Annotated in this window: 26 protein-coding genes and 1 other RNA gene; 11 read left to right on the top strand and 16 right to left on the bottom strand. The window is 66.6% G+C overall.

Annotation, left to right across the window (positions count from 1 at the left end; all coding sequences use genetic code 11):
* The first annotated feature begins 52 nt into the window (after positions 1-52).
* The 4 genes from D5301_RS00300 (at position 53) to D5301_RS00285 (ending at position 2234) form a co-directional block, all read left to right on the top strand.
* Complete coding sequence (locus D5301_RS00300) at positions 53-715, top strand: serine/threonine-protein kinase (protein WP_110713522.1); 663 nt, start codon at positions 53-55, stop codon at positions 713-715.
* The gene (locus D5301_RS00295; protein ID WP_324187237.1) at positions 712-1218 is read left to right on the top strand and encodes a DUF2867 domain-containing protein; all 507 of its coding nucleotides are present in this window, start codon (positions 712-714) and stop codon (positions 1216-1218) included. Before D5301_RS00300 ends, D5301_RS00295 begins: the two co-directional genes overlap by 4 nt.
* 183 nt (positions 1219-1401) lie before the next feature.
* Positions 1402-1731 carry a hypothetical protein gene (locus D5301_RS00290; protein ID WP_153854457.1) on the top strand — a complete coding sequence of 110 codons (330 nt, stop codon included), beginning with the start codon at positions 1402-1404 and terminating at the stop codon, positions 1729-1731.
* Positions 1728-2234: a hypothetical protein gene (locus D5301_RS00285; protein ID WP_153854456.1), complete on the top strand. Its 507-nt coding sequence runs from the start codon at positions 1728-1730 to the stop codon at positions 2232-2234. Before D5301_RS00290 ends, D5301_RS00285 begins: the two co-directional genes overlap by 4 nt.
* Positions 2235-2375: 141 nt before the next feature.
* Here the strand turns inward: D5301_RS00285 and D5301_RS00280 are convergent, their stop codons facing one another.
* Positions 2376-3059, bottom strand: a complete 684-nt coding sequence (locus tag D5301_RS00280; RefSeq protein ID WP_153854455.1) for a hypothetical protein — start codon at positions 3057-3059, stop codon at positions 2376-2378.
* A gap of 108 nt (positions 3060-3167) precedes the next feature.
* Between D5301_RS00280 and D5301_RS00275 the strand changes: the two genes are divergently transcribed.
* The gene (locus D5301_RS00275; RefSeq protein ID WP_324187236.1) at positions 3168-3986 is read left to right on the top strand and encodes an NAD(P)-dependent oxidoreductase; all 819 of its coding nucleotides are present in this window, start codon (positions 3168-3170) and stop codon (positions 3984-3986) included.
* Positions 3987-4079: 93 nt separating this feature from the next.
* Positions 4080-5072 (top strand): YiiG family protein, encoded by a 993-nt coding sequence (locus D5301_RS00270; protein ID WP_153854454.1) that lies wholly within the window; start codon positions 4080-4082, stop codon positions 5070-5072.
* A 55-nt stretch (positions 5073-5127) separates the two neighbouring features.
* On the opposite strand, the gene D5301_RS00265 is transcribed toward D5301_RS00270, so the two are convergent.
* Positions 5128-6000 carry an ion transporter gene (locus D5301_RS00265; protein ID WP_110713514.1) on the bottom strand — a complete coding sequence of 291 codons (873 nt, stop codon included), beginning with the start codon at positions 5998-6000 and terminating at the stop codon, positions 5128-5130.
* 63 nt (positions 6001-6063) lie between these two features.
* On the opposite strand from D5301_RS00265, the gene D5301_RS00260 reads away from it, so the two are divergent.
* Complete coding sequence (locus D5301_RS00260) at positions 6064-7290, top strand: acetylornithine transaminase (protein WP_006467246.1); 1227 nt, start codon at positions 6064-6066, stop codon at positions 7288-7290.
* 53 nt (positions 7291-7343) lie between these two features.
* Here D5301_RS00260 and D5301_RS00255 read toward each other — a convergent pair whose 3' ends face one another.
* A complete protein-coding gene (locus D5301_RS00255; protein ID WP_110713513.1) occupies positions 7344-7946 on the bottom strand; it encodes an HAD-IA family hydrolase in 603 nt (200 codons plus the stop codon).
* A 123-nt stretch (positions 7947-8069) separates the two neighbouring features.
* On the opposite strand from D5301_RS00255, the gene azu reads away from it, so the two are divergent.
* Entirely contained in the window at positions 8070-8519 is a 450-nt protein-coding gene (gene azu / locus D5301_RS00250) for an azurin (RefSeq protein WP_110713511.1), read from the top strand.
* 105 nt (positions 8520-8624) lie between these two features.
* On the opposite strand, the gene hemL is transcribed toward azu, so the two are convergent.
* Positions 8625-9914: a glutamate-1-semialdehyde 2,1-aminomutase gene (gene hemL, locus D5301_RS00245; protein WP_153854453.1), complete on the bottom strand. Its 1290-nt coding sequence runs from the start codon at positions 9912-9914 to the stop codon at positions 8625-8627.
* Between the two features lie 16 nt (positions 9915-9930).
* Entirely contained in the window at positions 9931-10557 is a 627-nt protein-coding gene (thiE, locus tag D5301_RS00240) for a thiamine phosphate synthase (RefSeq protein ID WP_153854452.1), read from the bottom strand.
* A gap of 34 nt (positions 10558-10591) precedes the next feature.
* Here thiE and D5301_RS00235 point away from each other — a divergent pair, with 34 nt between their 5' ends.
* The gene (locus D5301_RS00235; protein ID WP_014038358.1) at positions 10592-10816 is read left to right on the top strand and encodes a rubredoxin; all 225 of its coding nucleotides are present in this window, start codon (positions 10592-10594) and stop codon (positions 10814-10816) included.
* A 60-nt stretch (positions 10817-10876) separates the two neighbouring features.
* Here the strand turns inward: D5301_RS00235 and D5301_RS00230 are convergent, their stop codons facing one another.
* From D5301_RS00230 to D5301_RS00195, 8 genes are all read right to left on the bottom strand, one after another.
* On the bottom strand, positions 10877-11722 hold the full coding sequence (locus D5301_RS00230) for a SirB1 family protein (RefSeq protein WP_049400716.1): 846 nt from the start codon (positions 11720-11722) through the stop codon (positions 10877-10879).
* A 160-nt stretch (positions 11723-11882) separates the two neighbouring features.
* On the bottom strand, positions 11883-12329 hold the full coding sequence (locus tag D5301_RS00225; RefSeq protein WP_110713503.1) for a DUF192 domain-containing protein: 447 nt from the start codon (positions 12327-12329) through the stop codon (positions 11883-11885).
* A gap of 21 nt (positions 12330-12350) precedes the next feature.
* Complete coding sequence (gene rpiA, locus D5301_RS00220; RefSeq protein ID WP_006389802.1) at positions 12351-12998, bottom strand: ribose-5-phosphate isomerase RpiA; 648 nt, start codon at positions 12996-12998, stop codon at positions 12351-12353.
* 22 nt (positions 12999-13020) lie between these two features.
* Complete coding sequence (locus tag D5301_RS00215; protein ID WP_032128370.1) at positions 13021-13500, bottom strand: EVE domain-containing protein; 480 nt, start codon at positions 13498-13500, stop codon at positions 13021-13023.
* A complete protein-coding gene (locus D5301_RS00210; protein WP_153854451.1) occupies positions 13497-14090 on the bottom strand; it encodes a 5-formyltetrahydrofolate cyclo-ligase in 594 nt (197 codons plus the stop codon). The genes D5301_RS00215 and D5301_RS00210 overlap by 4 nt, the downstream gene beginning before the upstream one ends.
* A gap of 83 nt (positions 14091-14173) precedes the next feature.
* Positions 14174-14359, bottom strand: a non-coding RNA gene (gene ssrS, locus D5301_RS00205) — 6S RNA.
* 152 nt (positions 14360-14511) lie between these two features.
* Positions 14512-14808, bottom strand: coding sequence for a cell division protein ZapA (locus tag D5301_RS00200; protein WP_005410899.1), 297 nt, complete (start codon positions 14806-14808; stop codon positions 14512-14514).
* Positions 14805-15026 (bottom strand): TIGR02449 family protein, encoded by a 222-nt coding sequence (locus tag D5301_RS00195; protein WP_005410898.1) that lies wholly within the window; start codon positions 15024-15026, stop codon positions 14805-14807. The genes D5301_RS00200 and D5301_RS00195 overlap by 4 nt, the downstream gene beginning before the upstream one ends.
* 153 nt (positions 15027-15179) lie before the next feature.
* Between D5301_RS00195 and D5301_RS00190 the strand changes: the two genes are divergently transcribed.
* The gene (locus D5301_RS00190; protein ID WP_032128368.1) at positions 15180-15728 is read left to right on the top strand and encodes a YecA family protein; all 549 of its coding nucleotides are present in this window, start codon (positions 15180-15182) and stop codon (positions 15726-15728) included.
* A gap of 5 nt (positions 15729-15733) precedes the next feature.
* Positions 15734-17056, top strand: coding sequence for an aminopeptidase P N-terminal domain-containing protein (locus D5301_RS00185; RefSeq protein ID WP_088028469.1), 1323 nt, complete (start codon positions 15734-15736; stop codon positions 17054-17056).
* Between the two features lie 1006 nt (positions 17057-18062).
* On the opposite strand, the gene pepQ is transcribed toward D5301_RS00185, so the two are convergent.
* From pepQ to D5301_RS00170, 3 genes are all read right to left on the bottom strand, one after another.
* Entirely contained in the window at positions 18063-19394 is a 1332-nt protein-coding gene (gene pepQ / locus D5301_RS00180) for a Xaa-Pro dipeptidase (RefSeq protein WP_153854449.1), read from the bottom strand.
* Between the two features lie 75 nt (positions 19395-19469).
* A complete protein-coding gene (locus D5301_RS00175) occupies positions 19470-19844 on the bottom strand; it encodes a PilZ domain-containing protein (RefSeq protein WP_097049436.1) in 375 nt (124 codons plus the stop codon).
* The gene (locus D5301_RS00170) at positions 19841-22120 is read right to left on the bottom strand and encodes a DUF1631 family protein (protein ID WP_153854448.1); all 2280 of its coding nucleotides are present in this window, start codon (positions 22118-22120) and stop codon (positions 19841-19843) included. Before D5301_RS00170 ends, D5301_RS00175 begins: the two co-directional genes overlap by 4 nt.
* Between the last annotated feature and the right edge of the window lie 23 nt (positions 22121-22143).

Genomic DNA, 22143 nt, shown 5'->3' with positions numbered 1-22143 from the left:
CCCAGCCGCTTCGTGACCGTTTGCAACCGTCGCCATCGCCTAGAATGGGCCCATGCCGCATTCGCCAGACGCTCCACCGCACGCATTGAAGGCCGACAGCTTCGGCCAGATCCTTCTTGTGAAAGGGCCCGATGGCCCCTTCGTGCGCCGTGATCTGGGCGCCACGCCGCTGTGGCTGCGGCTGCCGGCCTGGTGGCTGGCCCGCCGCGAAGCACGCGCGCTGCGCCACATCCACGGCATGGCCGATGTGCCGCAGCTGCTGGCGTGGGATGGCCGTCATCTCGACCGCAGCTTCATGGCCGGCGATGCCATGTACCAGCGTCCACCACGCGGTGACCTGGCCTGGTTCCGCTCGGCGCGTCGGTTGCTGCAGCAGCTGCACCGCAATGGCGTGGCCCACAACGATCTGGCCAAGGAAGCCAACTGGCTGGTCACCGAAGACGGTCGTCCGGCGCTGATCGACTTCCAGCTGGCGGTGATCGGCAACCCGCGCTCGCGCTGGATGCGGCTGCTGGCCCGCGAGGACCTGCGCCACCTGCTCAAGCACAAGCGCATGTATTGCCGCGAGTCGCTCACCCCAGTGGAGAAGCGGTTGCTCAAGCGCACCTCGTGGGTGCGCGAACTGTGGTTCGCCACCGGCAAGCCGGTCTACCGTTTCGTCACCCGCCGCATCCTGCATTGGGAAGACAACGAAGGGCAGGGGCCGAAGCCGTGAGCCGTGCGCAGGTGGTGACCGGCCCGCCGAGTGCGGGCAGCGTCCTGCGCCCACAGTTGGCTGGCGCCGACTTCGTGCACGCCTGCCAGGCGGCGACCCGTCGCGATGGGCGCTCGGCCCTGCAGGCCTACCGCGATATGGCGGCGACCATTCCCGGCTGGTTCGATGGGCTGATGGCGCTGCGCAATCGCGGCATGCGCCTGCTCGGCATGAAGCACCTGGGCTCGTTGCGTGCGGTGCAGGATGTTGAGGATCCTCAACCCGGCCAGCGGCTGGGCATCTTCACCCTGCGGTCGCTGGACGACGATGCCATCGTGCTGGAAGACGACGACCGCCACCTGCGCGTGCAGCTGGCGCTGCAGTGGCAGGGCGACGTGCTGGAAGTGGCGACCGTGGTGCATACGCACAACGCGTTCGGGCGCGTGTACATGCTGCCGGTTGCGCCGGTGCATCGGTTGATCGTGCCGCATCTGTTGAAAAAGCAGGTGCAGTTGTACCGGTAGATCCACGCCATGCGTGGGTGCTGTTCGCAATTCAATGATTGCGCACAGACGCCAGATAATTGGCGCTGAAAACATTTTTCATCTGCTCGTGGTACTCACCTAGAATCGAGAACGAGAGAGTCGCATGGAAGCGTCGTCGCGCCGCCCTGGCGCGGGTTCGCATGCGGACGCGAGGGGAATGCTGTGAGTCGATTTTCTACTTGGCAGTACCGCGCAGTTGCGGTACTGGTGCTGTGTGTGGGTGCGGGAACGGTCTCGGCGGTCCAGCCGTATCAGGAGTATCGCAAGCTCATCGAGTCCGCACAGAATCTGACCGCGCTGAAGGACGATCTCTTTGGTGAGAGTGTCAGCCTCTACAACGGCAAGACCGAATTTGCCGTGACCGATGTCAGCCTGCCCGGCAACAACGCACTGCCTGTGCAGATGCGGCGTCGCTTCAGCGTCGAGATGGATCTGGTGGGGGCTGGAAGCTTCAACGCCAACATCGAGGGAACCGGCGGAAAGGTGAGATGATGATTGATTCTGATGAATTGGCTGATGTGGCTAAAACTATTGCTTGGTATAAGAGCAATTTCTTCGAAGGCTGTGAAGAGGACTTTGTTGCAGACTTTATGGTTTTCTGTTGGCAGGCGGTTGATCCCGGTCGCGTCGCTTCCCTGGATTTGGATGACGAAACTGTAGATGCATGTGCCAATATGCTCTCTGAGTTGAAGCTCTTTGTTGATGAGAAACGCGGGAAATGGGGGGTTTCTGCTTTCTGGAGGCGCTACATCGATTGGGCGGATTACGCCATAGATTTTCCGCTTGATGAGTGCAGGCGATTCATGCGAGAGACTGTTGGTTATCTTGAGCCCTCATTTTTCGTATTTACGGCCACCGGTGGTGCCGAGATGAGGTCCGAGGCAATGGCGATTTTTGCCGAGTACTCACAGTCCGGCAAGGCGCGGGCTACCTATGTTAGATCGGTAATTGAAAGCCGGTTGGCGACTGAATCATTCTATCGACGATCCCTTTGATTCTCTCCGTCGCGAAATATGAGGTACTGCCGCTCTGGTCGTCGTTCGGCTTTTGGTCAGGGGAAAGCCAATATCCACGGTCCGCTCGGTCGATGTCGCCGGGCATGGCCCGGCGACCACAGCATCGCGACGCTTAACGCCTTACGGCGTCGCCGGCACCACCTGTTGGCCAATGAAGTTGCGCTTGGCATCGAAGTCATAGGCGATCTGCAGCTGGCCCACGTCCGGGCAGGCGTGGCAGTCGCGCAGCGGCGTGCGGTACAGCAGGCGGATGCCGCCGTTATCCAATGGCGAAGCGCCGGCCGACTGTGCCGGCGCGAACGGCGTGGCCTGCGGGTTGGCTTTCAGCAGTTCCTGCACGGTCGGGTCGGCACGCAGGGTGTCGTCCAACTGCACGGCATCCACGTCGATGCGCTTGCCGCTGGCATCGACCAGTCGCGTGCCCTCGTTGGTATTGGCGCGGAAGGGATACTCGACCGTGGCAATGCCCAGCCCTTCGTTCTCGTGCCAGGCGGTCACATAGGCCAGCTCACCGCCGCTGGACAACTGCTCGGCGGCAGTGATGGCATCGGTGCTGGCGCCACCCGCGCGCATCGCATCGCGCAGGCAATCACGGGTCGCAGCATTCTCGCCCTGGCGGCAGGCGTTGAGGTCGCCATCCCAGACCACCGCCTCGCTCCAGCGCATCTTGCCGTCAGCGGCAGCCTTCTCCGCGCTGGGCGCGTCACCGGCGGGTGGCTCCTTGCCGGGTTCCGGCGAACGGCCCTGGCAGGCAGTCAGCAGGGCAAGCCCCAGGGCAGGCAGCAACAGGCGGGAACGGCGCATGGCGTGGACCTCGTGCGTTGTCTGGAGGCCTGAGTATCGTCAAGGCCGGGTGAACTCCGCGTCGGCGCGGCATACTAGCGGCTCATTGCATACGCTGGAGTGTGGAACGTGGGCAGTCTGCAGGGCAAAACGCTTTTCATCACCGGTGCCTCGCGCGGCATCGGCCTGGCCATCGCACTGCGCGCTGCGCGCGACGGCGCCAATGTGGCCATTGCGGCCAAGTCGTCGGTGCCGAACCCGAAGCTGCCGGGTACCATCCATACCGCGGCCGAAGCGGTAACGGCAGCCGGTGGCCAGGGCCTGGCCCTGAAGTGCGACATCCGCGAGGAAGAGCAGGTGCAGGCGGCGGTGGCGGCCACGGTCGATACCTTCGGTGGCATCGACATCCTGATCAACAACGCCAGCGCGATCTGGTTGCGCGGCACGCTGGATACGCCGATGAAGCGTTTCGACCTGATGCAGCAGGTCAATTCGCGCGGCAGCTTCCTGTGCGCGCAGGCCTGCCTGCCGTACCTGCAGCAGGCGCCAAACCCGCACATCCTGACTCTGGCGCCGCCGCCGAGCCTGGAGCCGAAGTGGTGGGCACCGCACACCGGCTACACGCTGGCGAAGATGGGCATGAGCTTCGTCACCCTGGGCCTGGCCGCCGAATTCGGTCCGCAGGGCGTGGCGGTGAATGCGCTATGGCCGCGCACGGTGATCGCCACCGATGCGATCAACATGATTCCGGGCGTGGATGCGGCTGGCTGCCGTACGCCGCAGATCATGGCCGATGCCGCACATGCAGTGCTGGTGCGTGAAGCGGCCGGCTTCCACGGCCAGTTCCTGATCGACGATGAAGTGCTGGCGCAGGCCGGTGTCACCGATCTTTCCGGCTATGCAGTGGATCCGTCGCGCGCGTTGTTGCCGGACCTGTTCCTGGATTGACCGCGCGTCGCCGGAAGAGGCCGAGGGCTGCGACCCTCGGCCTGCTGCGCTAGAATGCGTGACTGTAATCGTTTTCAACAAGGATGTGAGCACATGTCACGCACTCTTTCCGTCGCGGCGCTGGCCGCTTCGCTGTCGTTGATCCTGACCGCCTGCGGTGGCAAGGCCCCCGCAGCTGCAGGCGGCGCCGCTGCCTCCGGCACGCCGGAGGCCAGCGCGGCCCCGTCCGATACACAGCAGCAGTTGACCGCCAAGCTCAACGCCTACATCGGCTGCTTCAACGCGCTGGATTCGAAAACCCACGGCAGCATCCAGTCCTACACGCGCTGGATCAAGGATGTCGACGCTGGCCCGACCGGACGCGAGACGCACGTGTACGGCCCGTTCGAGATCAGCGGCTACGACATGAAGCAGTGCGACGCTCCGGTGACCGAGGCGATTGCTGCCAAGCCGGCGCTGGCCGATCTGGATGCCGCTGCAGGCCATTACCAGCAGGCGCTGAAGGCGCTGGTGCCGCTCAGCAAGGACGCGCATGACTACTACGATCGCCAGGACTACGAAGACGACCAGTTCGCCAAGGGCAAGCAGCTGCACGCGCCCTTGATGGCCGCTTTCAAGGATTTCGTGGCTGCCAGCGAAACGTTCAATGCCGAGCTGGAGCGCCAGAACGATGCTGCCCAACGCGAGCAGCTCAAGGTTCTGGAGCAGGCCGAGGGGCGCACGCGCGAGTACTACCGTCTGGCGATGATGCTGGAAGCCAAGGCCATCATGGATCTGATGAGCGAGGATGATTTCGATCAGGCCAAGGCCCGCGAACGCCTGGATGCCTTCAACCGCATTTCCGATGAAGCGCACGCCAAGGTTGCCGACCAGGAACCGGGCAAGTCGGACTGGGAAGGCTTCGAACGAGGGGCCGAGAATTTCCGGCGCGAAGGCAAGGAGCGGCTGCAGCGCGTCAGCGAGAAGAAGCCTTACACCGATTTCGAACGACGCATGCTTGATTCGCCGTCGATGGCGCCGCGTGGCTCTGCCAACAAGCTGATGCAGGAATACAACACGCTCGTTTTCCAGAGCAACCGCCAGTAGCGCTCCCGCTCATCGCGTGATCAGCGAGCGCCGGTGTACATCGCCGGCGCCCGCATCAATGACTGAACGCATCCGGCAGCTGGCCACCACACTTGCGGCAATGGCGCGCATCCGGCTCGTGCCCTTCCAGTCCACACTCCGGGCAGCCACGTGCATCACGACGCGCGGCCAGCTCGGCTTCGCGCATGGTGCTGGCCAGTTCGGCGGTGTAGATGCCGGTGGGCACGGCGATGATGCTGTAGCCGATCAGGATCAGTACCGAGGTGACGAAGCGGCCGAGCACGGTCTGCGGCACGATGTCGCCAAAGCCGACCGTGGCCATGGTCACCACCGCCCAGTACATGCTGGCCGGGATGTTGGTGAAGCCGTGTTCGGGGCCCTCGATCACGTACATCAGTGCGCCGGCGATGATGGTGATGGTGATCACCGTGAACAGGAACACCAGCACCTTGCGCCGGCTGCGCCACAGCGACGTCATCAACACGCCGCTTTCCTCGATGTAGCGGGTCAGCTTGAGGATGCGGAACACGCGCAGGATGCGCAGCGCGCGCACCACCAGCAGGCTCTGCGCGCCGGGGATGAACATCGACAGGTAGGCGGGCAGGATCGACAGCAGGTCGATGATGCCCCAGATGCTCACCGCGTAACGCAGCGGGCGCTTGACCACCGCCAGCCGCAGCAGGTACTCGGCGGTGAAGATGATCGTGAAGCCCCATTCCAGGATGTACAGGCCGGTGGACCATTCGGCATGCAGGTGCTGCACGCTGTCGATCATCACCACCAGGATGCTGGCGATGATCGCCACCACCAGGATCAGGTCGAAATTGCGCGAGGGCCGCGAGTCATGGCGGTAGATGATGTCGAACCACCGACGGCGCCAGCCGGTCTCGGTGGCGGGGTTCAGCTGGGGGGCGGAAAACGGTCGCATGGGCGCATTGTGCCGCAGGGGTTCCGGCGCGAGAATGGGGATTCCTGAACCCTGTCGACTGCCATGACCGCCGCTACCGATCCGCTGATCTCCCTTTCGCACTATTACCTGCCGGTCTACAAGCCCCGCCAGGTGGTACTGGAGCGAGGCCAGGGCGCCCGCGTGTGGGACAGCCAGGGCCGTGAGTTCATCGACCTGGCTGCCGGCATCGCCGTGTGCGGCCTGGGCCACAACGACCCGGACCTGGTGGCCGCGCTGGTCGAGCAGGCCGGCAAGCTCTGGCACACCAGCAACGTGTTCTACAGCGCGCCGCCGCTGCACCTGGCCGAGGAGCTGGTGAAGGCCAGCCGCTTCGCCGAGCGCGTGTTCCTGTGCAATTCCGGCGCCGAAGCCAATGAAGTGGCGATCAAGATGGTCCGCAAGTGGGCCTCCAGCCAGGGGCGTCCGGCCGACAAGCGGGTGATCATCACCTTCCGCGGCAGCTTCCACGGCCGCACCATGGGCGCGGTGACCGCCACCGCTCAGCCGAAGTACCAGGAAGGCTACGAGCCGCTGCCCGGTGGCTTCCGCTACATCGATTTCAACGATGAGGTGCAGCTGGAAACCGCGATGGCCGCCGGCGATGTGGCTGCAGTGATGCTGGAGCCGATCCAGGGCGAGGGCGGCGTGATGCCGGCCAAATCCGGTTTCCTCAAGCGCGTGCGCGAGCTGTGCGACCAGCACAACGCGCTGCTGGTGCTGGACGAGATCCAGGCCGGCATGGGCCGTACCGGTACGCTGTTCGCGCACTGGCAGGACGACGTGGTGCCGGACATGGTCACCCTGGCCAAGGCACTGGGTGGTGGCTTCCCGATCGGCGCGATGCTGGCCGGCCCGAAGGTGGCCGAGACCATGCAGTTCGGTGCGCATGGCACCACCTTTGGCGGCAACCCGCTGGCTGCTGCGGTGGCCCGCGTGGCACTGCGCAAGCTGGCCTCGGCGGAGATCGCCGCCAATGTCAGCCGCCAGTCAAAGGCACTGCGCGATGGCTTTGCCCGCATCAACGACGAGTTCGGCGTGTTCAGCGACGTGCGCGGCCGTGGCCTGATGCTGGGCGCGGTGCTGAGCAAGGACTTCGCCGGCCAGGCCGGGGCGATCCTCGACCACGCCGCCGAGCAGGGCCTGCTGACCCTGCAGGCCGGCCCGGATGTACTGCGCTTCGTGCCGTCGCTGAACATCACCGACGAAGAAGTGGCCGAAGGCCTGAAGCGCCTGCGCGCGGCGATTGCCGCGTTCATCGCCGCGCGCTGAAGCCATGGCGCTGGGGTTGGATCCCTCTCCTGCGGAGAGGGCTCTGACCCCGATCAGCTCACCGCGTAACGCTTCAACACCTTGCCCAATCCCCGGCCATCGCGCACGGTTTCCGCGTGCAGGCCGGCGGCGCGTGCGCCGCGCACGTTGGCGAACAGGTCATCGACGAACAGCGTGCGCGCAGGTGCCACGCCGAGCGCTTCCAGCGTACGCAGGAATACCGCAGGCGCCGGTTTGCGCAGGCCGAAATCCGCGCTGCAGAACACGCGGCCCTGCAGGGCAGGGAACAGTTCCGGTAGCAGGGTGGGCAAGGCCTGCTGCATCAGTGCGCCATTGTTGGTCAGCACCGCCATCGGCAGCTGCAGTGTCTGCAGCCGCTGCAGCACGGCCGGCTGTGGATGGCTGGCGGCCTGTCGCGCCGCGATCCAGGTGTGCACATCAACGGTGCGGCCCAGCTGTTTGCTCAGCTGCGCCAGATAGGCCGGGCCATCCAGCGTGCCATTGTCGTGCGCCGCTTCCAGCCCGCTGTCGTACAGCGCGGCCTGCACGGTTTCCGGCGCGACATCCAGCGCCTCCGCCAGGTGCAGCACGCGCTGCGCGCGCTGGTACTGCACCAGAACGCCATCCACATCCAGCAGTAACAGGTCGATCCGCATTGGTCGAGCATGCCATTGCAGTGAACACGCGGGAAACCCTGGAGTGGGCATGCGACAGACGGTCGCAGACGGCGCCGCAGGGGCCTGCCTAGAATGGCGCCTAGATCCGCAGGAGATGCAACGATGAAGGCTTGGATGGTGGCAGTGGGACTGGGCGCGCTGATGCTTGCGCCGTCGGCGATGGCGCGGGTATGTGCGGTCAGCATCGACAGCACCGACCAGATGAGCTTCAGCAGCCGCGAGATCAAGGTGGCGGCCGACTGCACCGCCGTGGATCTGACCCTGCGCCATACCGGCAAGCTGGCTGTCACCGCGATGGGCCACAACTGGGTACTGACCCGCAGCGCTGATTACCAGCCGGTAGCGATGGCCGGCATGCGCATGACCCTGGCCGACAGCTACCTGCCGAAGGCCGACAAGCGCGTGCTGGCGCACACCAAGGTGATCGGCGGCGGCGAGACCACGCGCGTGCGCTTTTCCACCCAGGGCCTGCAGAAGGGTGGCGACTACACCTTCTTCTGCTCGTTCCCCGGCCACTTCGCGATGATGAAGGGCAAATTCGTCTTCGGTTGATGCCGTCTGTAGAGTCGAGCCATGCTCGACTGCTCCGTGCCAACCAAGGTTGGCACCTACCAGATGCGGCAGTGCCAACCAAGGTTGGCACCCACCAGAGCGGGATCAGCCCTTGGCGGCCTTGAACGCCACGCGTGCGGCGGCGAGGGTGGCCTCGATCACCGCATCGTCGTGCGCGCTGGACAGGAAGCCGGCTTCGTACGCCGACGGTGCCAGGAACACGCCCTGCTCCAGCATCGCGTGGAAGAAGCGATTGAACGCCGGAATGTCACAGGCGGTGGCCTGCGCATAGGTCTCCACCTTCTCGCTGGTGAAGAACAGGCCGAACATCGCGCCCACGTGGGTGGTGGTCACCGCCACGCCGGCGTCGGCGGCGGCCGCTTCCAGGCCGGCACACAGGCGCGCGGTGCGCTCGGCCAGATCGGCGTGGAAACCCGGCTGCTGGATCAGTTCCAGCATCGCCAAGCCGGCGGCCATCGCCACCGGATTGCCGCTCAGCGTGCCGGCTTGATAGATCGGGCCGGCCGGGGCGATCTGCTGCATCAGTTCGCGGCGGCCGCCGTAGGCACCCACCGGCATGCCGCCGCCGATGATCTTGCCGAAGGTGGTCAGGTCCGGGGTGATGCCGTAGTGCGCCTGTGCACCGCCAAGGGCAACGCGGAAACCGGTCATCACTTCGTCGAAGATCAGCAGCGCGCCATGCTTCGTGCACAGTTCGCGCAGGTGCTGCAGGTAGCCTTCGCGTGGCGGAATGCAGTTGGCGTTGCCGACCACGGGTTCGATGATCAGGCCGGCGATGTCGTCGCCCTGCTGTTCGAACAGGGCAGTAGCCGCTTCGAAGTCGTTGTAGGGCAGGGTCAGGGTCAGTTCGCTCAGGCCGGCCGGCACGCCCGGCGAGGTCGGCACGCCCAGGGTCAGCATGCCGCTGCCGGCCTTCACCAGGAACGAGTCGCCATGGCCGTGGTAGCAGCCTTCGAACTTGACGATGCGGTTGCGGCCGGTGGCACCACGCGCCAGGCGGATCGCCGACAGCGTGGCTTCGGTGCCGGAGTTGACCATGCGCACCATCTCGCATGACGGCACCAGTCGGGTGATGGTCTCGGCCATGGTCACTTCGGCCGCGCACGGCGCACCGAAGGACAGGCCATTGTCGATCGCCTTCTTCACCGCCTGGCGCACCGCCGTGTGGTTGTGGCCGACGATCATCGGGCCCCAGGAACCGACGTAATCGATGTAGCGGTTGCCGTCGACGTCGTACAGGTAGGCGCCGTCGGCACGCTCGACGAAGAACGGTTCGCCACCGACCGACTTGAACGCGCGTACCGGCGAATTGACGCCGCCCGGCAGCAGCTGCTGGGCGCGGGAGAACAGGGCGTGGGACTGGTCGTGGTTCATGCGGATTTCCTGGGCATTACGCGAACTGGGCGAGGTAGGCGCGCTGGGTCGCCACCGGGTCTTCGGCGGCGAACACGCTGCTGACCACGGCGACCAGATCGGCGCCGGCGTCGATGATGGGACCGACATTGTCCGGCGTCAGGCCGCCGATCGCCACCCGCGGCACGCCCAGTGCGGCGCTTTGCCGCAGCAGGTCGGTATGGGCGCGGCTGTTGGTGATCTTGGTGGTGGTCGGGAAGAACGCGCCGAAGGCCACGTAGCTGGCGCCTGCGGCCACGGCCTGCTCGGCATTGGCCAGCTGGTCGTAGCAGGAGGCGCCGATGATGGCCTCGGCACCAAGCAGCGCGCGCGCGCTGGGGATGTCACCGTCGGTGCCGCCCAGATGCACGCCGGCGGCGCCGACCGCCTTGGCCAGCGCCGGGTCGTCGTTGACGATCAGCGGCACGCCGTGTTCCTCGCAAAGCGCCTGCAGGGCGGTGGCCTGCTCCCGCCGCAGCGCGCCGCTGGCGGTCTTGTTGCGGTACTGCAGCCAGGTGGCGCCCGCGGCCAGCAGCGGCGCGGTGCGGGCCAGCAGGCGTGCGGTATCGGGCTCGTCCGGGGTGATCAGGTAGACGCCGCGGGGCGCCGGGGAAGCAGAAGTCATCGATGGCTACCGGTGAGTGGACCGCGATGGGACAATGGCGGCCCGTGAATCCAGCCCTGATTATCCGATGAGCGATGCCACCCCCACCACCTTGCGCACCTGGATGTGCGTGGTCTGCGGCTTCCTTTACAGCGAAGCGGAAGGCTTGCCGGAGGAGGGCATCGCGCCGGGGACGCGCTGGGAAGACATTCCCGAGACCTGGACCTGCCCGGATTGCGGGGTGACCAAGGCCGATTTCGAGATGGTCGAGGTCGACTGACCGGCGGGCCACCCGGCCCATCCTGAGGGTGCGGACCGTTGGTCCGCACACCAGCCACCCTCAATGCAGCCGCGGCACCGGCCCACCCAGGTCGATCAGCTTCTCGCGCAGCCACTGCGCATCGCTGGCCTCGGGATTGCGCTTCAGGTACTGCCCCAGGTCGTGGCGGGCACCGGCCAGGTACTCCAGCTGCAGGTAGGCCAGGCCGCGGTCACGCAGCGCATCATCCTGCTCCGGGGCCAGCTTCAGCAGGCGGTCGGCACTGCGTGCGGCACGGTCCCATTCGCCGGCTTCGGCATACACGCCGTGCAGGTTGCGCAGCATGCGCATCAGGATCGCGCGCGCTGGCGCCGGGTCGAGGATCTGCGCCAGCACCTGGTCGTCGGGCATCTGCCCGCCCAGGTGTGACTTGGCCCGCTCGCGCAGTTCGTCCACGTCCAGCGGGCGACCGCCATTGAACGGGTCCATCACCAGCACGCCGTCGTCCACCGGCAGGCGCACCAGGAAGTGGCCGGGGAAGGACACGCCGTCGAGCGGAATGCCCAGCCGGCGCGCGACTTCCATCTGCACCAGTGCCAGCGAGATCGGGTTGCCCAGGCGGCGCTCGAATACCTGGTTGAGGTAGCTGTTGCGCGGGTCGTAGTACTCGTCGTGGTCGCCGCTGTAGCCCAGCTCGTCGAACAGGTGGCGGTTGATCGCCGCCATCTTCAAGGGGCTGTTGTCGATGCTGTCCACTTCCGAGCGGAGGTGGTCGACATGGCTCTGGATCAACGCGTCGTAGGTGGACGGCTGCAGATCGGGGTATTCATCGCGCGCGATCAGCAGCGCGGTCGGCAACAGTGGCAGCGCCTCGTCTTCGAGGTCGGCCAGTGCATCCCAGTCGGGGAGTGAGATCTGGTCCTGCATGACCACAGACTGGCGTCATTCGCAGGCGGTTTCAAGCGGTGCCGCGTGAAAAATTCAGGGGTCAGATCCCTTTCGCGTGCGAAAGGGATCTGACCCCTGCAGGGTTGCCGGCCAGCGGCCGGCACTACCGCGGGTGCCGGCCGCTGGCCAGTCGCATCGTTTACTTCTCGATGCCCGGGCCGAAGGTCAGCTGGGTCCCGTCCTTCAGCTTGAGCTTCTCGGCCTGGCCGGCGTTGAGCTCCAGCACATAGCGCGCCGGGCCGCCGCTGGGGTAGGGCGGGCACATGTCGCCGGCCGAGCACGGCGGCACATCGCGCTGCTGGCTGACCAGCTTGCGCTGGCTGTCGAAGTACAGGATGTCCAGTGCGATCTTGGTGTTCTTCATCCAGTACGCCTGCATTTCTTCGCGGTCGTGGATGAACAGCATGCCGTGGTCGGCCGACATCTGGTCGCGGAACATCAGCCCACGCGCGCGGGTTTCATCGTTGGTGGCCAGCTCGACCTGGTAGCGGGCGCCATCCAGCTCGACCCAGTGGCGGGCCGCGTCGGTGGCACAGCCGGTCAGGGCCAGCAGCGGAAGCATCAGCAGCGAACGCAACAGCGACATCGTCAGGATCCTTCGGAAGGGTCAGAGCACGACCGGCGGCTCGCCGCCGACGATCACCACATCGGCGCGACGGCGCGCGAACAGGCCGACGCAGACCACGCCCGGCAGCTGGTTGAGCTCGCGCTCCAGCTTTTCCGGATCGGTGATCTGCAGGTTGTGGATGTCCAGGATCTGGTTGCCGTTGTCGGTGACCACGCCTTCGCGCCAGGTCGGCTGGCCGCCGGTCATGTCGCGGATCTGGCGGGCGACCAGGCTGCGCGCCATCGGGATCACTTCCACCGGCAGCGGGAACTTGCCCAGCACCGGCACCTGCTTGCTTGGGTCGACGATGCAGATGAAGCGCTCGCTGGCCTCGGCGATGATCTTCTCGCGGGTCAGCGCGGCGCCGCCGCCCTTGATCAGGCACTTGTTGGCATCGCACTCATCGGCGCCGTCCACGTACAGTGACAGGTTGCCGCTGTGGTTCAGCTCGATCACTTCGATGCCATGCTGCTTCAGGCGCGCGGTGCTCTGCTCGGAGCTGGACACGGCACCCTTGATGCGGTGCTGGATGCGGGCCAGGGCATCGATGAAATAGGCGACGGTGGAACCGGTGCCGACACCGACGATCATGCCGTCTTCTACGTACTCGATGGCTTTCTCGGCGGCCAGGCGCTTGGCTTCGGACATGGGAGAACTCTCAGGCAGGGAATCAGGATTTCTTTTCCAGCGACAGCAGCAGCTTCCACTGCGCAGCCGTCACCGGGAATACCGACAGGCGGTTGCCCTTGGCAACCAGCGGGAAGCCTTCGCCGAGTTCTTCGGCGTGCAGCTTGATCTCGTCCAGCGCGATCACCTGCTTGAGCTTGCGGTCGAAGGCCACGTCCACCAGCATCCAGCGCGGGTTCTCGCGCGTGCTCTTGGGGTCGTGGTAGTCGGATTTCGGGTCGAACTGGGTGTCGTCCGGATAGGCCGGGCTGGCCACCGTGGCCAGGCCGACGATGCCGGGCACCTTGGTATTGGAGTGGTAGAACAGGATGCCGTCGCCCACCTGCATGCCATCGCGCATGAAATTGCGCGCCTGGTAGTTGCGCACCCCGTTCCAGGGTTCGACCTTGACCTTGGCCAGGTCATCGATGGAGAAGGCGTCCGGTTCGGACTTCATCAGCCAGTAGCGCTTGCGGGCGGTCATGCGTTCACGGGGGCAGCGGAGGGGAACAGGGGGCCGTCTTCGGTGCAGATCGCATCCACCGGTACGTCCCACGACGCCACCGGCAAGGACTCGACCTGCTGCACCGCGAACGCAGCGCCGACCAGCCAGGGCGGCGCCGGCCGGTCGTGGCGGAAGGCGAAGCTGCGATCATACCAGCCGCCCCCCATGCCCAGCCGCCGGCACTGTGCGTCGAAGCCCACCAGCGGGGTCACGACCAACGCCATCTGCGCCGGTTCCAGGGTGTCTTCCACGGCTACGTCCGGCTCGGGAATGCCATAGCGGTTGCTGGTCAGTGGCTGCCCGGGCCGCCACGGCGCGAAGCGCAGTACGTCGCCGGCCAGCACTGGCAGGCAGTAGGTAAGTCCTTCGGGCAGTTGCAGCTGCCAGCGGTGCAGGGCGATTTCGCCATCCAGCGCCCAGTAGCCGGCCACGGCGCCTTCGCGCGGGGCGAATGGGAGGGCCAGCAGGGCATCGGCAAGCGATTCAGCGGCGGCGATGCGCTCAGCGGCGGAAAGGTCGCGGCGGCGTTGCCGCAGGTCGTGGCGCAGGGCCTGGCGCGGGTCGGTCATGGCAGCGTGCGGCAAGGATCAGCCGTCATTGTGCCGGAAAGAACAAGGGCGACGCCCGAAGACGCCGCCCTTGCTGGAATATTGCATTCTCCGCAATGTCGATGCATGCGAAACGACCTTGAACCCGGGGGCTCAAGTGGGAACGCTGGAGAACCATCGGGCTTCCCGCTACAAGGCGGACCTGCACTCCCGGCGCTGTCGCGCTCCCGGTGTCGTTCTTAAGGGACAAGGCGAATGTTTGCACATGCCGTCGAGTACCGCAGAGAACGCGTGGCCATTATAGCCAGCACGCAGGATCTGGATAGGCCGTTCGTCGGCAACAGTCCGTGCCAATTCAGATATGAGAAAAGGGGACGGAGGGGATTAAGACGTTTCCAGCACGGAAGGGGCGAATGCGCCTTGATTCCCTCCGTCCCCTCTTCTACGGGGTGCCGTCGATCGCGCGGTCCAGGCGCCGGTTCAGGTCGGCCAGCGTCTGCTGCAGCGCCACCGCCTGGCGGGCGTTCTCATCGCGCAGCAACTGCAGTTCGTGGGCCAGGTTCAACGCCGCCAGCACGGCGACGCGGTCGACCGCGGCCATGCGGTTGCTGCCGCGGATTTCGCGCATGCGCGCATCGAGCAGGCGCGCGGCCGCCATCAGGCTGTCGCGTTCATCGCCGCCGACACCCACGGTGTATTCACGATCAAGGATGCGGACACTGACCGGTTCGGCGCTCATGTGTGCTGCTCCAGGGATTTGAGCCGGCTGATCATTGCTTCCACCCGCGAGCGTGCCTGCTCGTTCTTGGCCAGCAGCGTGGAACGCTCGGCCACCAGCTGTTCCTGCTGGTGGCGCAGGCTGCGGTTCTCCTCGGCCAGGCGCTGGTTGCGTTCAAGCAACGCTTCCACGCGGGCAGCGAAGTCCTGCAGCTGGGCAAGGGGATCGGCGGGTTCCATGCGGGCACGATAGGCAAGCCGGGTAAGGGCGGTCAAGCGTTGTCGCAGCAAGGCCTGACGGTCGCAGAGAGGATGCCGTCGGGTTGCTACACTACCGGGTCTCACGGGCGCGCGCGTGCGCGCCCCGGGTTTCCTTTCCGAACGAGCCGCACGATGACCGAACTTCCCTCCGTCGACGACGTTACCCGCGCCAGCCAGGAACTGGGCCTGGGCGCCACCGCTGCCGAGCTGCACGGCGCACTGTGCGGCTGGCTGGCCGCCGGCGGTGCCCCCGGCAATGATTGGCCGGCGCGTGTGCTGGCCGACGACAACCTGCCGCCGGTGGCCGCCGACAGCGTGCTGGGGCAGCTGCTGCAGGTCACCATCAAGCAACTGGAAGACCGCGATTTCGCCTTCGAACTGCTGCTGACCGACGGCGACGACGTGTCCGCGCAGGCCGATGCCATGTTCAGCTGGACCCGTTCCTTCTTGGGCGGCTTCGGCCTGGGCAGCGGCGGCCGCCGCCCGACCCTGTCCGAAGAGGGCGAAGAAGCGCTGACCGACATGGCCAGCCTGGCGCGTGCCTCCAGCGAGGATTTCGAGGCCGGTGGTGACGATGACGACGAAGCCCTGTCGGAGATCGAGGAATTCATCCGCGTGGCGGTACTGCTGCTGCACGGTGACGTGGTGCTGGCCTCGCGCCATCGGCAGCGCCTGAACTGATGGACATCAAGCAGCGCACCGGCATCGCGGCCGGCGAATACAAGCGTCGCCGCCGCCAGCTGATGGACATGGCCGGCGAAGACGCGATCCTGGTGCTTCCCGCCGCCGCCGAGAAGGTGCGTAGCCTCGATACCCATTACCCGTTCCGGCAGGATTCGGACTTCCAGTACCTGAGCGGCTTCCCGGAACCGGAGGCGGTGCTGGTGCTGATTCCGGGCCGCCGCCACGGCGAGGCCATCCTGTTCTGCCGCGAGCGCGATGCCGAACGCGAGGCCTGGGATGGCAGCCGCGCCGGCCAGGAAGGTGCGGTGGCGCAGTACGGGATGGACGATGCGTACCCGATCGACGATCTGGACGACATCCTGCCAGGCCTGCTGGAAGGTCGTTCGCGCGTCTACTACCACTTCGGCCGCGACGCCGATTTCGACCTGAAGCTGATCGGCTGGGTCAACCGCGTGCGTTCGCAGGTGCGCCACGGCGCGCAGCCGCCGCATGAGTTCCTGGAGCTGGGTCACCTGCTGCACGAGCAGCGCCTGTTCAAGTCCGGTGCTGAAGTGGCGCTGATGCACCACGCCGCGCAGATCAGCGTGCGTGCACATCTGGCGGCGATGAAAGCGGCGAAGGCCGGCATCCACGAATACGAACTGCAGGCCGAACTGGAACGCGTGTTCCGCGCCAACGATGCCGTGCCGGCCTACTGCAGCATCGTCGGTGCCGGCCGCAACGGCTGCATCCTGCATTACCGCGACAACAACGCGCGTTCACGTGATGGCGAGCTGGTGCTGATCGACGCCGGCGCCGAATACCGCGGCTATGCCAGTGACATCACCCGCACGTTCCCGGTGAATGGCCGCTTCAGCGCCGAGCAGCGCGCGCTGCATGACCTGGTCGGTGACGCGCAGGCCGCGGCACTGGCCCAGGCCAAGCCGGGCGTACCGTACGAGGCCGGCCACCTGGCTGCGGTGCAGACCCTGACCGAAGGCCTGCTGCGGCTGGGGCTGCTGAAGGGCACGCTGGAAAAGAACCTGTCCGAGGGCCTGTACCAGCGCTTCTACCGGCACAAGACCGGGCACTGGATCGGGCTGGACGTGCACGACGTGGGTGATTACCGCCTGGCGGGCGATTCGCGCCTGCTGGAGCCGGGCATGGCGTTCACCATCGAGCCGGGGCTGTATGTCGGCGTGGACGACACGACGGTGGAACCGCGCTGGCGCGGTATCGGCATCCGTACCGAGGATGACGTGCTGATCACTGATGACGGCCATCGCGTGCTGACCGAAGGCCTGGCGCGCAGCGCCGACGAAATTGAAGCGGTGATGGCGGGGTAAGGGGTTTCGGCAGGGCTTGCAGCCCTGCACCTGCTGCAATCAACGGCAACTGCCAAAGCCAGAGCGGCATTCCGTGGGATGGCGGGGCACTGTGGGTTTGCGGGGACGCCGTGAACCCATCCATGGGGGCTTGGTCGCGGCATCCATGCCGCTCACACCCCGCAAGCCCACAGTGCCCCGCCTTCGACAGGTTCACGCGGCTGTTGGTAACGGCGGTTGTTGGAACGAACGACGATTGGTAGGTGTCGACCTTGGTCGACACAGAGCGAGCGCAGCGAGCGACCCGCTTTTGCTTTTCTTTGTTCTTTTCCGCGGTTGGACGCGCGCAGGAAACTGTCAGAGGTGGGGCGGGTGGGCCATGCAGGGGCGTTGGCGCCATGGATGGCGCCATCGAGCTTACAGGGACGTACTTGCAGCGTCCCCTGCATGGCCCACCCGCCCCGCCAAGCGCGGCTTTTGACTTCAGCATCCAACCACGAGCGNGGGGGGGGGGGGGGGGGGGGGGGGGGGGGGGGGGGGGGGGGGGGGGGGGGGGGGGGGGGGGGGGCGCGGAGGCGCCGTGAACCTATCCATCGGGGCTTGGTCGTGGCATCCATGCCGCTCACACCCCGCAAGCCCACAGTGCCCCGCCTTCGACAGGTTCACGCGGCAGTTGGTGGGTGCCGACCGTTGGTCGGCACATCTGTCAGATATCGAATGAATCATCCACGCATGGCGTGGATCTACTGGCCACTGCGGCCGTTGGAACGCGCGGCTGTTGGTAGGTGTCGACCTTGGTCGACACAGAGCGAGCGCAGCGAGCGACCCGCTTTTGCTTTTCTTTGTTCTTTTCCGTGGTTGGACGCGCGCAGAAAACTGTCAGAGGTGGGGCGGGTGGGCCATGCAGGGGCGTTGGCGCCATGGATGGCGCCATCGAGCTTACAGGGACGTACTTGCAGCGTCCCCTGCATGGCCCACCCGCCCCGCCAAGCGCGGCTTTTGACTTCAGCATCCAACCACGAGCGACTCAGCCGTTCGCCACCGCAAACTCCGGCCGCGTCAGGTTGTCCGCTTCGCCCTCGGTGCACAGCACTTCGTCTTCGATGCGGATGCCGCCATACGGACGGAAGAAATCCACGCGGTCCCAGTTGATCGCATCGCCATGGCCGGCATCCTTCACTTCATTCAACAGCATGTCGATGAAGTACAGGCCCGGTTCGATGGTCACCACCATGCCCGGTTCCAGCACGCGGGTCAGGCGCAGGTACGGGTGGCCCGCCGGGCGCTCGATGCGGCCACCCTCGTCGCTGGCCGCGAAACCGGCCACGTCGTGCACCTGCAGGCCGATCAGGTGGCCGATGCCATGCGGGAAGAACGCGGCGCTGACGCCGGTTTCCACTGCAGTCTGTGGCGAGACCTTGATCACGCCGAAGTCCTTCAGCACGCCCATCAGTGAAAGATGTGCATCCACGTGCAGCTGCTTGTAGTCAAAGCCCGGGCGCACCGCTGCGCACATCTGCTGCTGGGCCGCATCGACGGCGGCGATCATCGCGGCGAACTCGTCGTGGCCTTGCGCGGCGTAGGTGCGGGTGATGTCGCTGGCGTAGCCGTGTGCGCTGGCACCGGCATCGATCAGGAAGCTGCGCAGCGGCTGCGGTGCCTTGCGGCCCAGCTCGGTGTAATGCAGCACGGCGGCATGTTCGTTCAGCGCCACGATGTTGCCGTAGGGCAACTCGTTGGCGTCCTGGCCAACGGCCTGGCAGTAGGCCATGTGGATGCTGAACTCGTCGGCGCCGTTGCGGAACGCGGCCTCGGCGGCGCGGTGGCCGCGCACGCCCAGCACCTGCGCCTGGCGCATCAGCGCGATTTCATACGGCGTCTTGCTGCCGCGGTGCCACTCCAGGTAGTTCACCACCGGTGCCGGGTTGTTCGGCACGTAGTTGCCCAGCGCGCTCTGCGGCTCGCCGAGGATGGCGCAGCGCGACGGGTCGGCCGGCAGCAGCGCCAGCGCCTCTTCGGGCTTGCGGATGATGTGGATGTCGAAGTGCTCCACCCACCAGCCGCTGGGGGCGTCCGGTACCACGTGCCAGTAATCGAAGGGCTGGTGGAAGATCACCGCCGGACGCTTGCCGGGGGTGAACACGATCCAGCTGTTGGGCACGCGGGTCAGCGGCAGCCAGGCCTTGAACTGCGGATTCACCGCATACGGGTAGTCGCGATCGTCGAACACCTGGTAGTGCAGGGTGCCGCTGGGCACCACCAGGTGATCGAAGCCGCCGCGGGCCAGCGCCTGTTCGGCGCGTCGGCACAGCACGGCCAGGTGGTCGGAATACAGGGCGCCGGGGTCTTGCTGGATCATTGCGGTGGCTCGACACGGAAAACGGCCCTAGATTCTGCCGCATACCGCGAAAAACCGCTGTGCCGGAACCGGCACTCAGGCCGTCGAAACCGGTCCCTCGTCGCTGTCCTCGCCCACCCACTGGCGCAGCAGCTGCCGATGTTCGCGCGACAGGGTGAGGAATCGGAAGCCGGTCCAACTCTGGCCGGGTGCATGTGCGGGCTCGCTCCACAGCAGGTGCACGCCCACATCGATGTCCTGCTGGCGGCCATCACCCAGTGGCAGCGGGAAGCGCAGCTGGTACAGCGCGTCCTCACGCAGCGGCGCACTGGCCAGCATCAGCATGCCGGTTTCGGAAACATTGCCGAGACGGCCGACCACGCATTCGCGCATCTGGTCGGTGACCGGGACCAGGTCCGAGACCTGGCGGCGCGGTGCGCGACGGGTGTCCTGTGGCGGCTGGGTGTTCATGCGGAGGTCTCCTGCGTGTGGCCGGCCGCCAGCGCACGCAATGCGCCAAGGCTGGCTTCCCAGGCGCGGTCGACCAGCCGGGCCTTGTCTTCGGTGACCAGCTGCGCACGGCCGGCGCTGATCTGCCGGGCCAGCGTATCCAGGTCGGTCTCGGCGATCTTCTGCCCGCGCGGATTGACGAACAGGGCGTGGCCGGTCAGCAGGCTGTACCAGGACAGGCGCTGGCGGCGCAGCGTGCCATCACCGGTATCGATGTCGAACCAGCTGCCGAACGGCAGCGTTGACAGCTGCTGGTAGGCGGCTTCTTCGGCACTGCTGCGGGGTGTTGCAGGCGCCGTGCCGGTGGGCGTGCCGGCGTGTTCGCCCAGGCGTGCACGCGCCTTCAGGCGGGCACTGAGTTCGGTACGCGAGGTGCTTTCGTCCTCGCCGCCGGGCGTAGCCAGCCTGCGCGCGACGGCGGCGGCTTCCTCGGCGTGGTAGCCGACCTGCAGCAGGGCGGCCTCGACATCGGCAGCAAGCGCGGCATCGGTGCCACCGGGGGCATCGACGGCCTGCGCGGTGATGGCAGCGATGCGCTGGGTCTGCTGCAGGCGTTCCTGCCATTGCGGTGAGTCGTCGCCATGGCGCAGGCGGGTGAGGGTCAGGGCGTCGGCCCAGGCCTGGCGCAGCAGGGTCTGCACGAAGCGCGGCGGTTCCTGCGTGTCGCAGCACTGGTCGATCTGTGCGCTGGCCTGGCGCCGGGCCAGTTCCAGCCGCTCCTTGCCGCGCGCAGCTTCGACATGGCGGCGCTCGGCCAGCTCGGCGCGATGCGCCGCGGCACGCTGGTGCTGCTGCACGTCTTCATTGGCGGTGGCGAAAGCCTCCGGCGTCCGTGCGTCCTGGCCCAGCAGGCCCTGCACGCTCTGCGCCATGCGCTGCAGCAGCTGTGGGTCGACGTCATCGTCGCCCAGCCAGTTGGCGCCGACTTCGGCAATCTGGTTGAGCAGCTCGCGCGCCGGGTGCTCGTCGCGTACGAAGAAGCCCGGATCGGCCATTGCCGCGCGTGCCAAGGGCACCTGCAGGCGCGCCAGCAGGGCGGCCGGCACCGGGTCGGGGCGCTGTTGCTGCTGCACCTGCTGCATCAGCATGCGCAGCAGGTCGAGGTTGTCACGGTCGTGGCTGCCCAGCTGCGCCTGCGTACCGTGCTCGCTGCGCAGCTGCGCCACGACGGCGGCCTGCAGGTCGGCAACGCCGGTGGCCGAGCTGGACTGGGCCTGCAGGCGTGCGAGCACCGCATCCACTGCCGCGCTCGGCACGGCATCGCGGTCCGCAGGGGCTGCGCTGGCATGGCGTGCCTGCTGCAGCAGCTCATGCAGCGCGCTGCCGGTGGCGGTGGTCAGGCCCGGCAGGGCCGCGCCGGTTGCGCCGCCATCCTGGAAGGCGTCCTGCACCAGGCTCGACCAGGAACCGGCGGGTGCCGATCCGTTCCAGCCGGTCAGTGGCGCCGCAGCGCGCTTTGCCGGCTGGGTGGCACGTCCACCGCCCACCGACTGGGTGATGATCCGCCGCGTGCTCGACGAGCGCGCCAGGTAGGGGGTGTAGACCAGGCCGGGCAGCACGCCGTGCTGGGCCAGCAGGGCATTGGCGCGGTCGAGGATGTCGCCCAGGCGTTCCAGCACCTGGCGTTCGAAGCTGCGATACAGCGCCAACTGGACTTCGACGCTGAGCGCATCCTGTTCGGCGATCCGGCGCAGCATCGCGCACAGTGCCTGCGGTGCCAGTGGCAGGGTATCGGCCTCGAAGGCCGGTGCCGCGGCCAGCACGCCCAGGCGTTGGCCCAGCAGGTTCAGTGTGTTGGTCGAGCGCAGCGTCTCGCGCCGGATCATCTCGGTCAGCAGCAGGTCGCGGTCCACTTCATGTTCATCGACCAGCGACAGCCCGAGCATGCCGGGCAACGGCGGGGGCGTGGCACCGACGCTGGCGCCGGTGGCGGGTTCGCGCAGCCGTATCAGTGCATCGGCCACGGCATTGAGCATGCGGTCGGCGAAATGGCCGGAAAAGGCATGCAGTTGGCCGCGCTGGGCCATCAGTTCGGCCTGCAGCTGTGGATTGCGCGCGCGATCGGCGTCGTGCAGCAGCGTCTGTTCCAGCGCTTCGACGGTCAGGATCAGAGGGGCGGCCAGCGTCTGCCGGCACAGGCCGATCAAGGCGCCCAGCAGCTCACGCACCCGCGGTGGCAGGTTGCTGGCAGCCAGGCGGGCTTTGTCGGCAGAGGTAATGGAGAAGACAGCTGACATCGGCAGGCGGTACCCGGATTCCC

Origin of the sequence: Stenotrophomonas sp. MH181796 (genome assembly GCF_009659995.1) — a bacterium.
GTDB classification, from domain to species: domain Bacteria; phylum Pseudomonadota; class Gammaproteobacteria; order Xanthomonadales; family Xanthomonadaceae; genus Stenotrophomonas; species Stenotrophomonas riyadhensis.
Note: the sequence above shows the minus strand (reverse complement) of the source record. Positions and strands in the feature narration are given on the sequence as shown.

Coding starts and splice junctions, on each gene's coding strand:
- D5301_RS00300 (WP_110713522.1), top strand. CDS start 53: ATGCCGCATTCGCCAGACGCTCCACCGCACGCATTGAAGGCCGACAGC.
- D5301_RS00285 (WP_153854456.1), top strand. CDS start 1,728: ATGATGATTGATTCTGATGAATTGGCTGATGTGGCTAAAACTATTGCT.
- D5301_RS00280 (WP_153854455.1), bottom strand. CDS start 3,059: ATGCGCCGTTCCCGCCTGTTGCTGCCTGCCCTGGGGCTTGCCCTGCTG.
- D5301_RS00270 (WP_153854454.1), top strand. CDS start 4,080: ATGTCACGCACTCTTTCCGTCGCGGCGCTGGCCGCTTCGCTGTCGTTG.
- D5301_RS00265 (WP_110713514.1), bottom strand. CDS start 6,000: ATGCGACCGTTTTCCGCCCCCCAGCTGAACCCCGCCACCGAGACCGGC.
- D5301_RS00260 (WP_006467246.1), top strand. CDS start 6,064: ATGACCGCCGCTACCGATCCGCTGATCTCCCTTTCGCACTATTACCTG.
- D5301_RS00255 (WP_110713513.1), bottom strand. CDS start 7,946: ATGCGGATCGACCTGTTACTGCTGGATGTGGATGGCGTTCTGGTGCAG.
- azu (WP_110713511.1), top strand. CDS start 8,070: ATGAAGGCTTGGATGGTGGCAGTGGGACTGGGCGCGCTGATGCTTGCG.
- hemL (WP_153854453.1), bottom strand. CDS start 9,914: ATGAACCACGACCAGTCCCACGCCCTGTTCTCCCGCGCCCAGCAGCTG.
- thiE (WP_153854452.1), bottom strand. CDS start 10,557: ATGACTTCTGCTTCCCCGGCGCCCCGCGGCGTCTACCTGATCACCCCG.
- D5301_RS00235 (WP_014038358.1), top strand. CDS start 10,592: ATGGCGGCCCGTGAATCCAGCCCTGATTATCCGATGAGCGATGCCACC.
- D5301_RS00230 (WP_049400716.1), bottom strand. CDS start 11,722: ATGCAGGACCAGATCTCACTCCCCGACTGGGATGCACTGGCCGACCTC.
- D5301_RS00225 (WP_110713503.1), bottom strand. CDS start 12,329: ATGTCGCTGTTGCGTTCGCTGCTGATGCTTCCGCTGCTGGCCCTGACC.
- rpiA (WP_006389802.1), bottom strand. CDS start 12,998: ATGTCCGAAGCCAAGCGCCTGGCCGCCGAGAAAGCCATCGAGTACGTA.
- D5301_RS00215 (WP_032128370.1), bottom strand. CDS start 13,500: ATGACCGCCCGCAAGCGCTACTGGCTGATGAAGTCCGAACCGGACGCC.
- D5301_RS00210 (WP_153854451.1), bottom strand. CDS start 14,090: ATGACCGACCCGCGCCAGGCCCTGCGCCACGACCTGCGGCAACGCCGC.
- D5301_RS00200 (WP_005410899.1), bottom strand. CDS start 14,808: ATGAGCGCCGAACCGGTCAGTGTCCGCATCCTTGATCGTGAATACACC.
- D5301_RS00195 (WP_005410898.1), bottom strand. CDS start 15,026: ATGGAACCCGCCGATCCCCTTGCCCAGCTGCAGGACTTCGCTGCCCGC.
- D5301_RS00190 (WP_032128368.1), top strand. CDS start 15,180: ATGACCGAACTTCCCTCCGTCGACGACGTTACCCGCGCCAGCCAGGAA.
- pepQ (WP_153854449.1), bottom strand. CDS start 19,394: ATGATCCAGCAAGACCCCGGCGCCCTGTATTCCGACCACCTGGCCGTG.
- D5301_RS00175 (WP_097049436.1), bottom strand. CDS start 19,844: ATGAACACCCAGCCGCCACAGGACACCCGTCGCGCACCGCGCCGCCAG.
- D5301_RS00170 (WP_153854448.1), bottom strand. CDS start 22,120: ATGTCAGCTGTCTTCTCCATTACCTCTGCCGACAAAGCCCGCCTGGCT.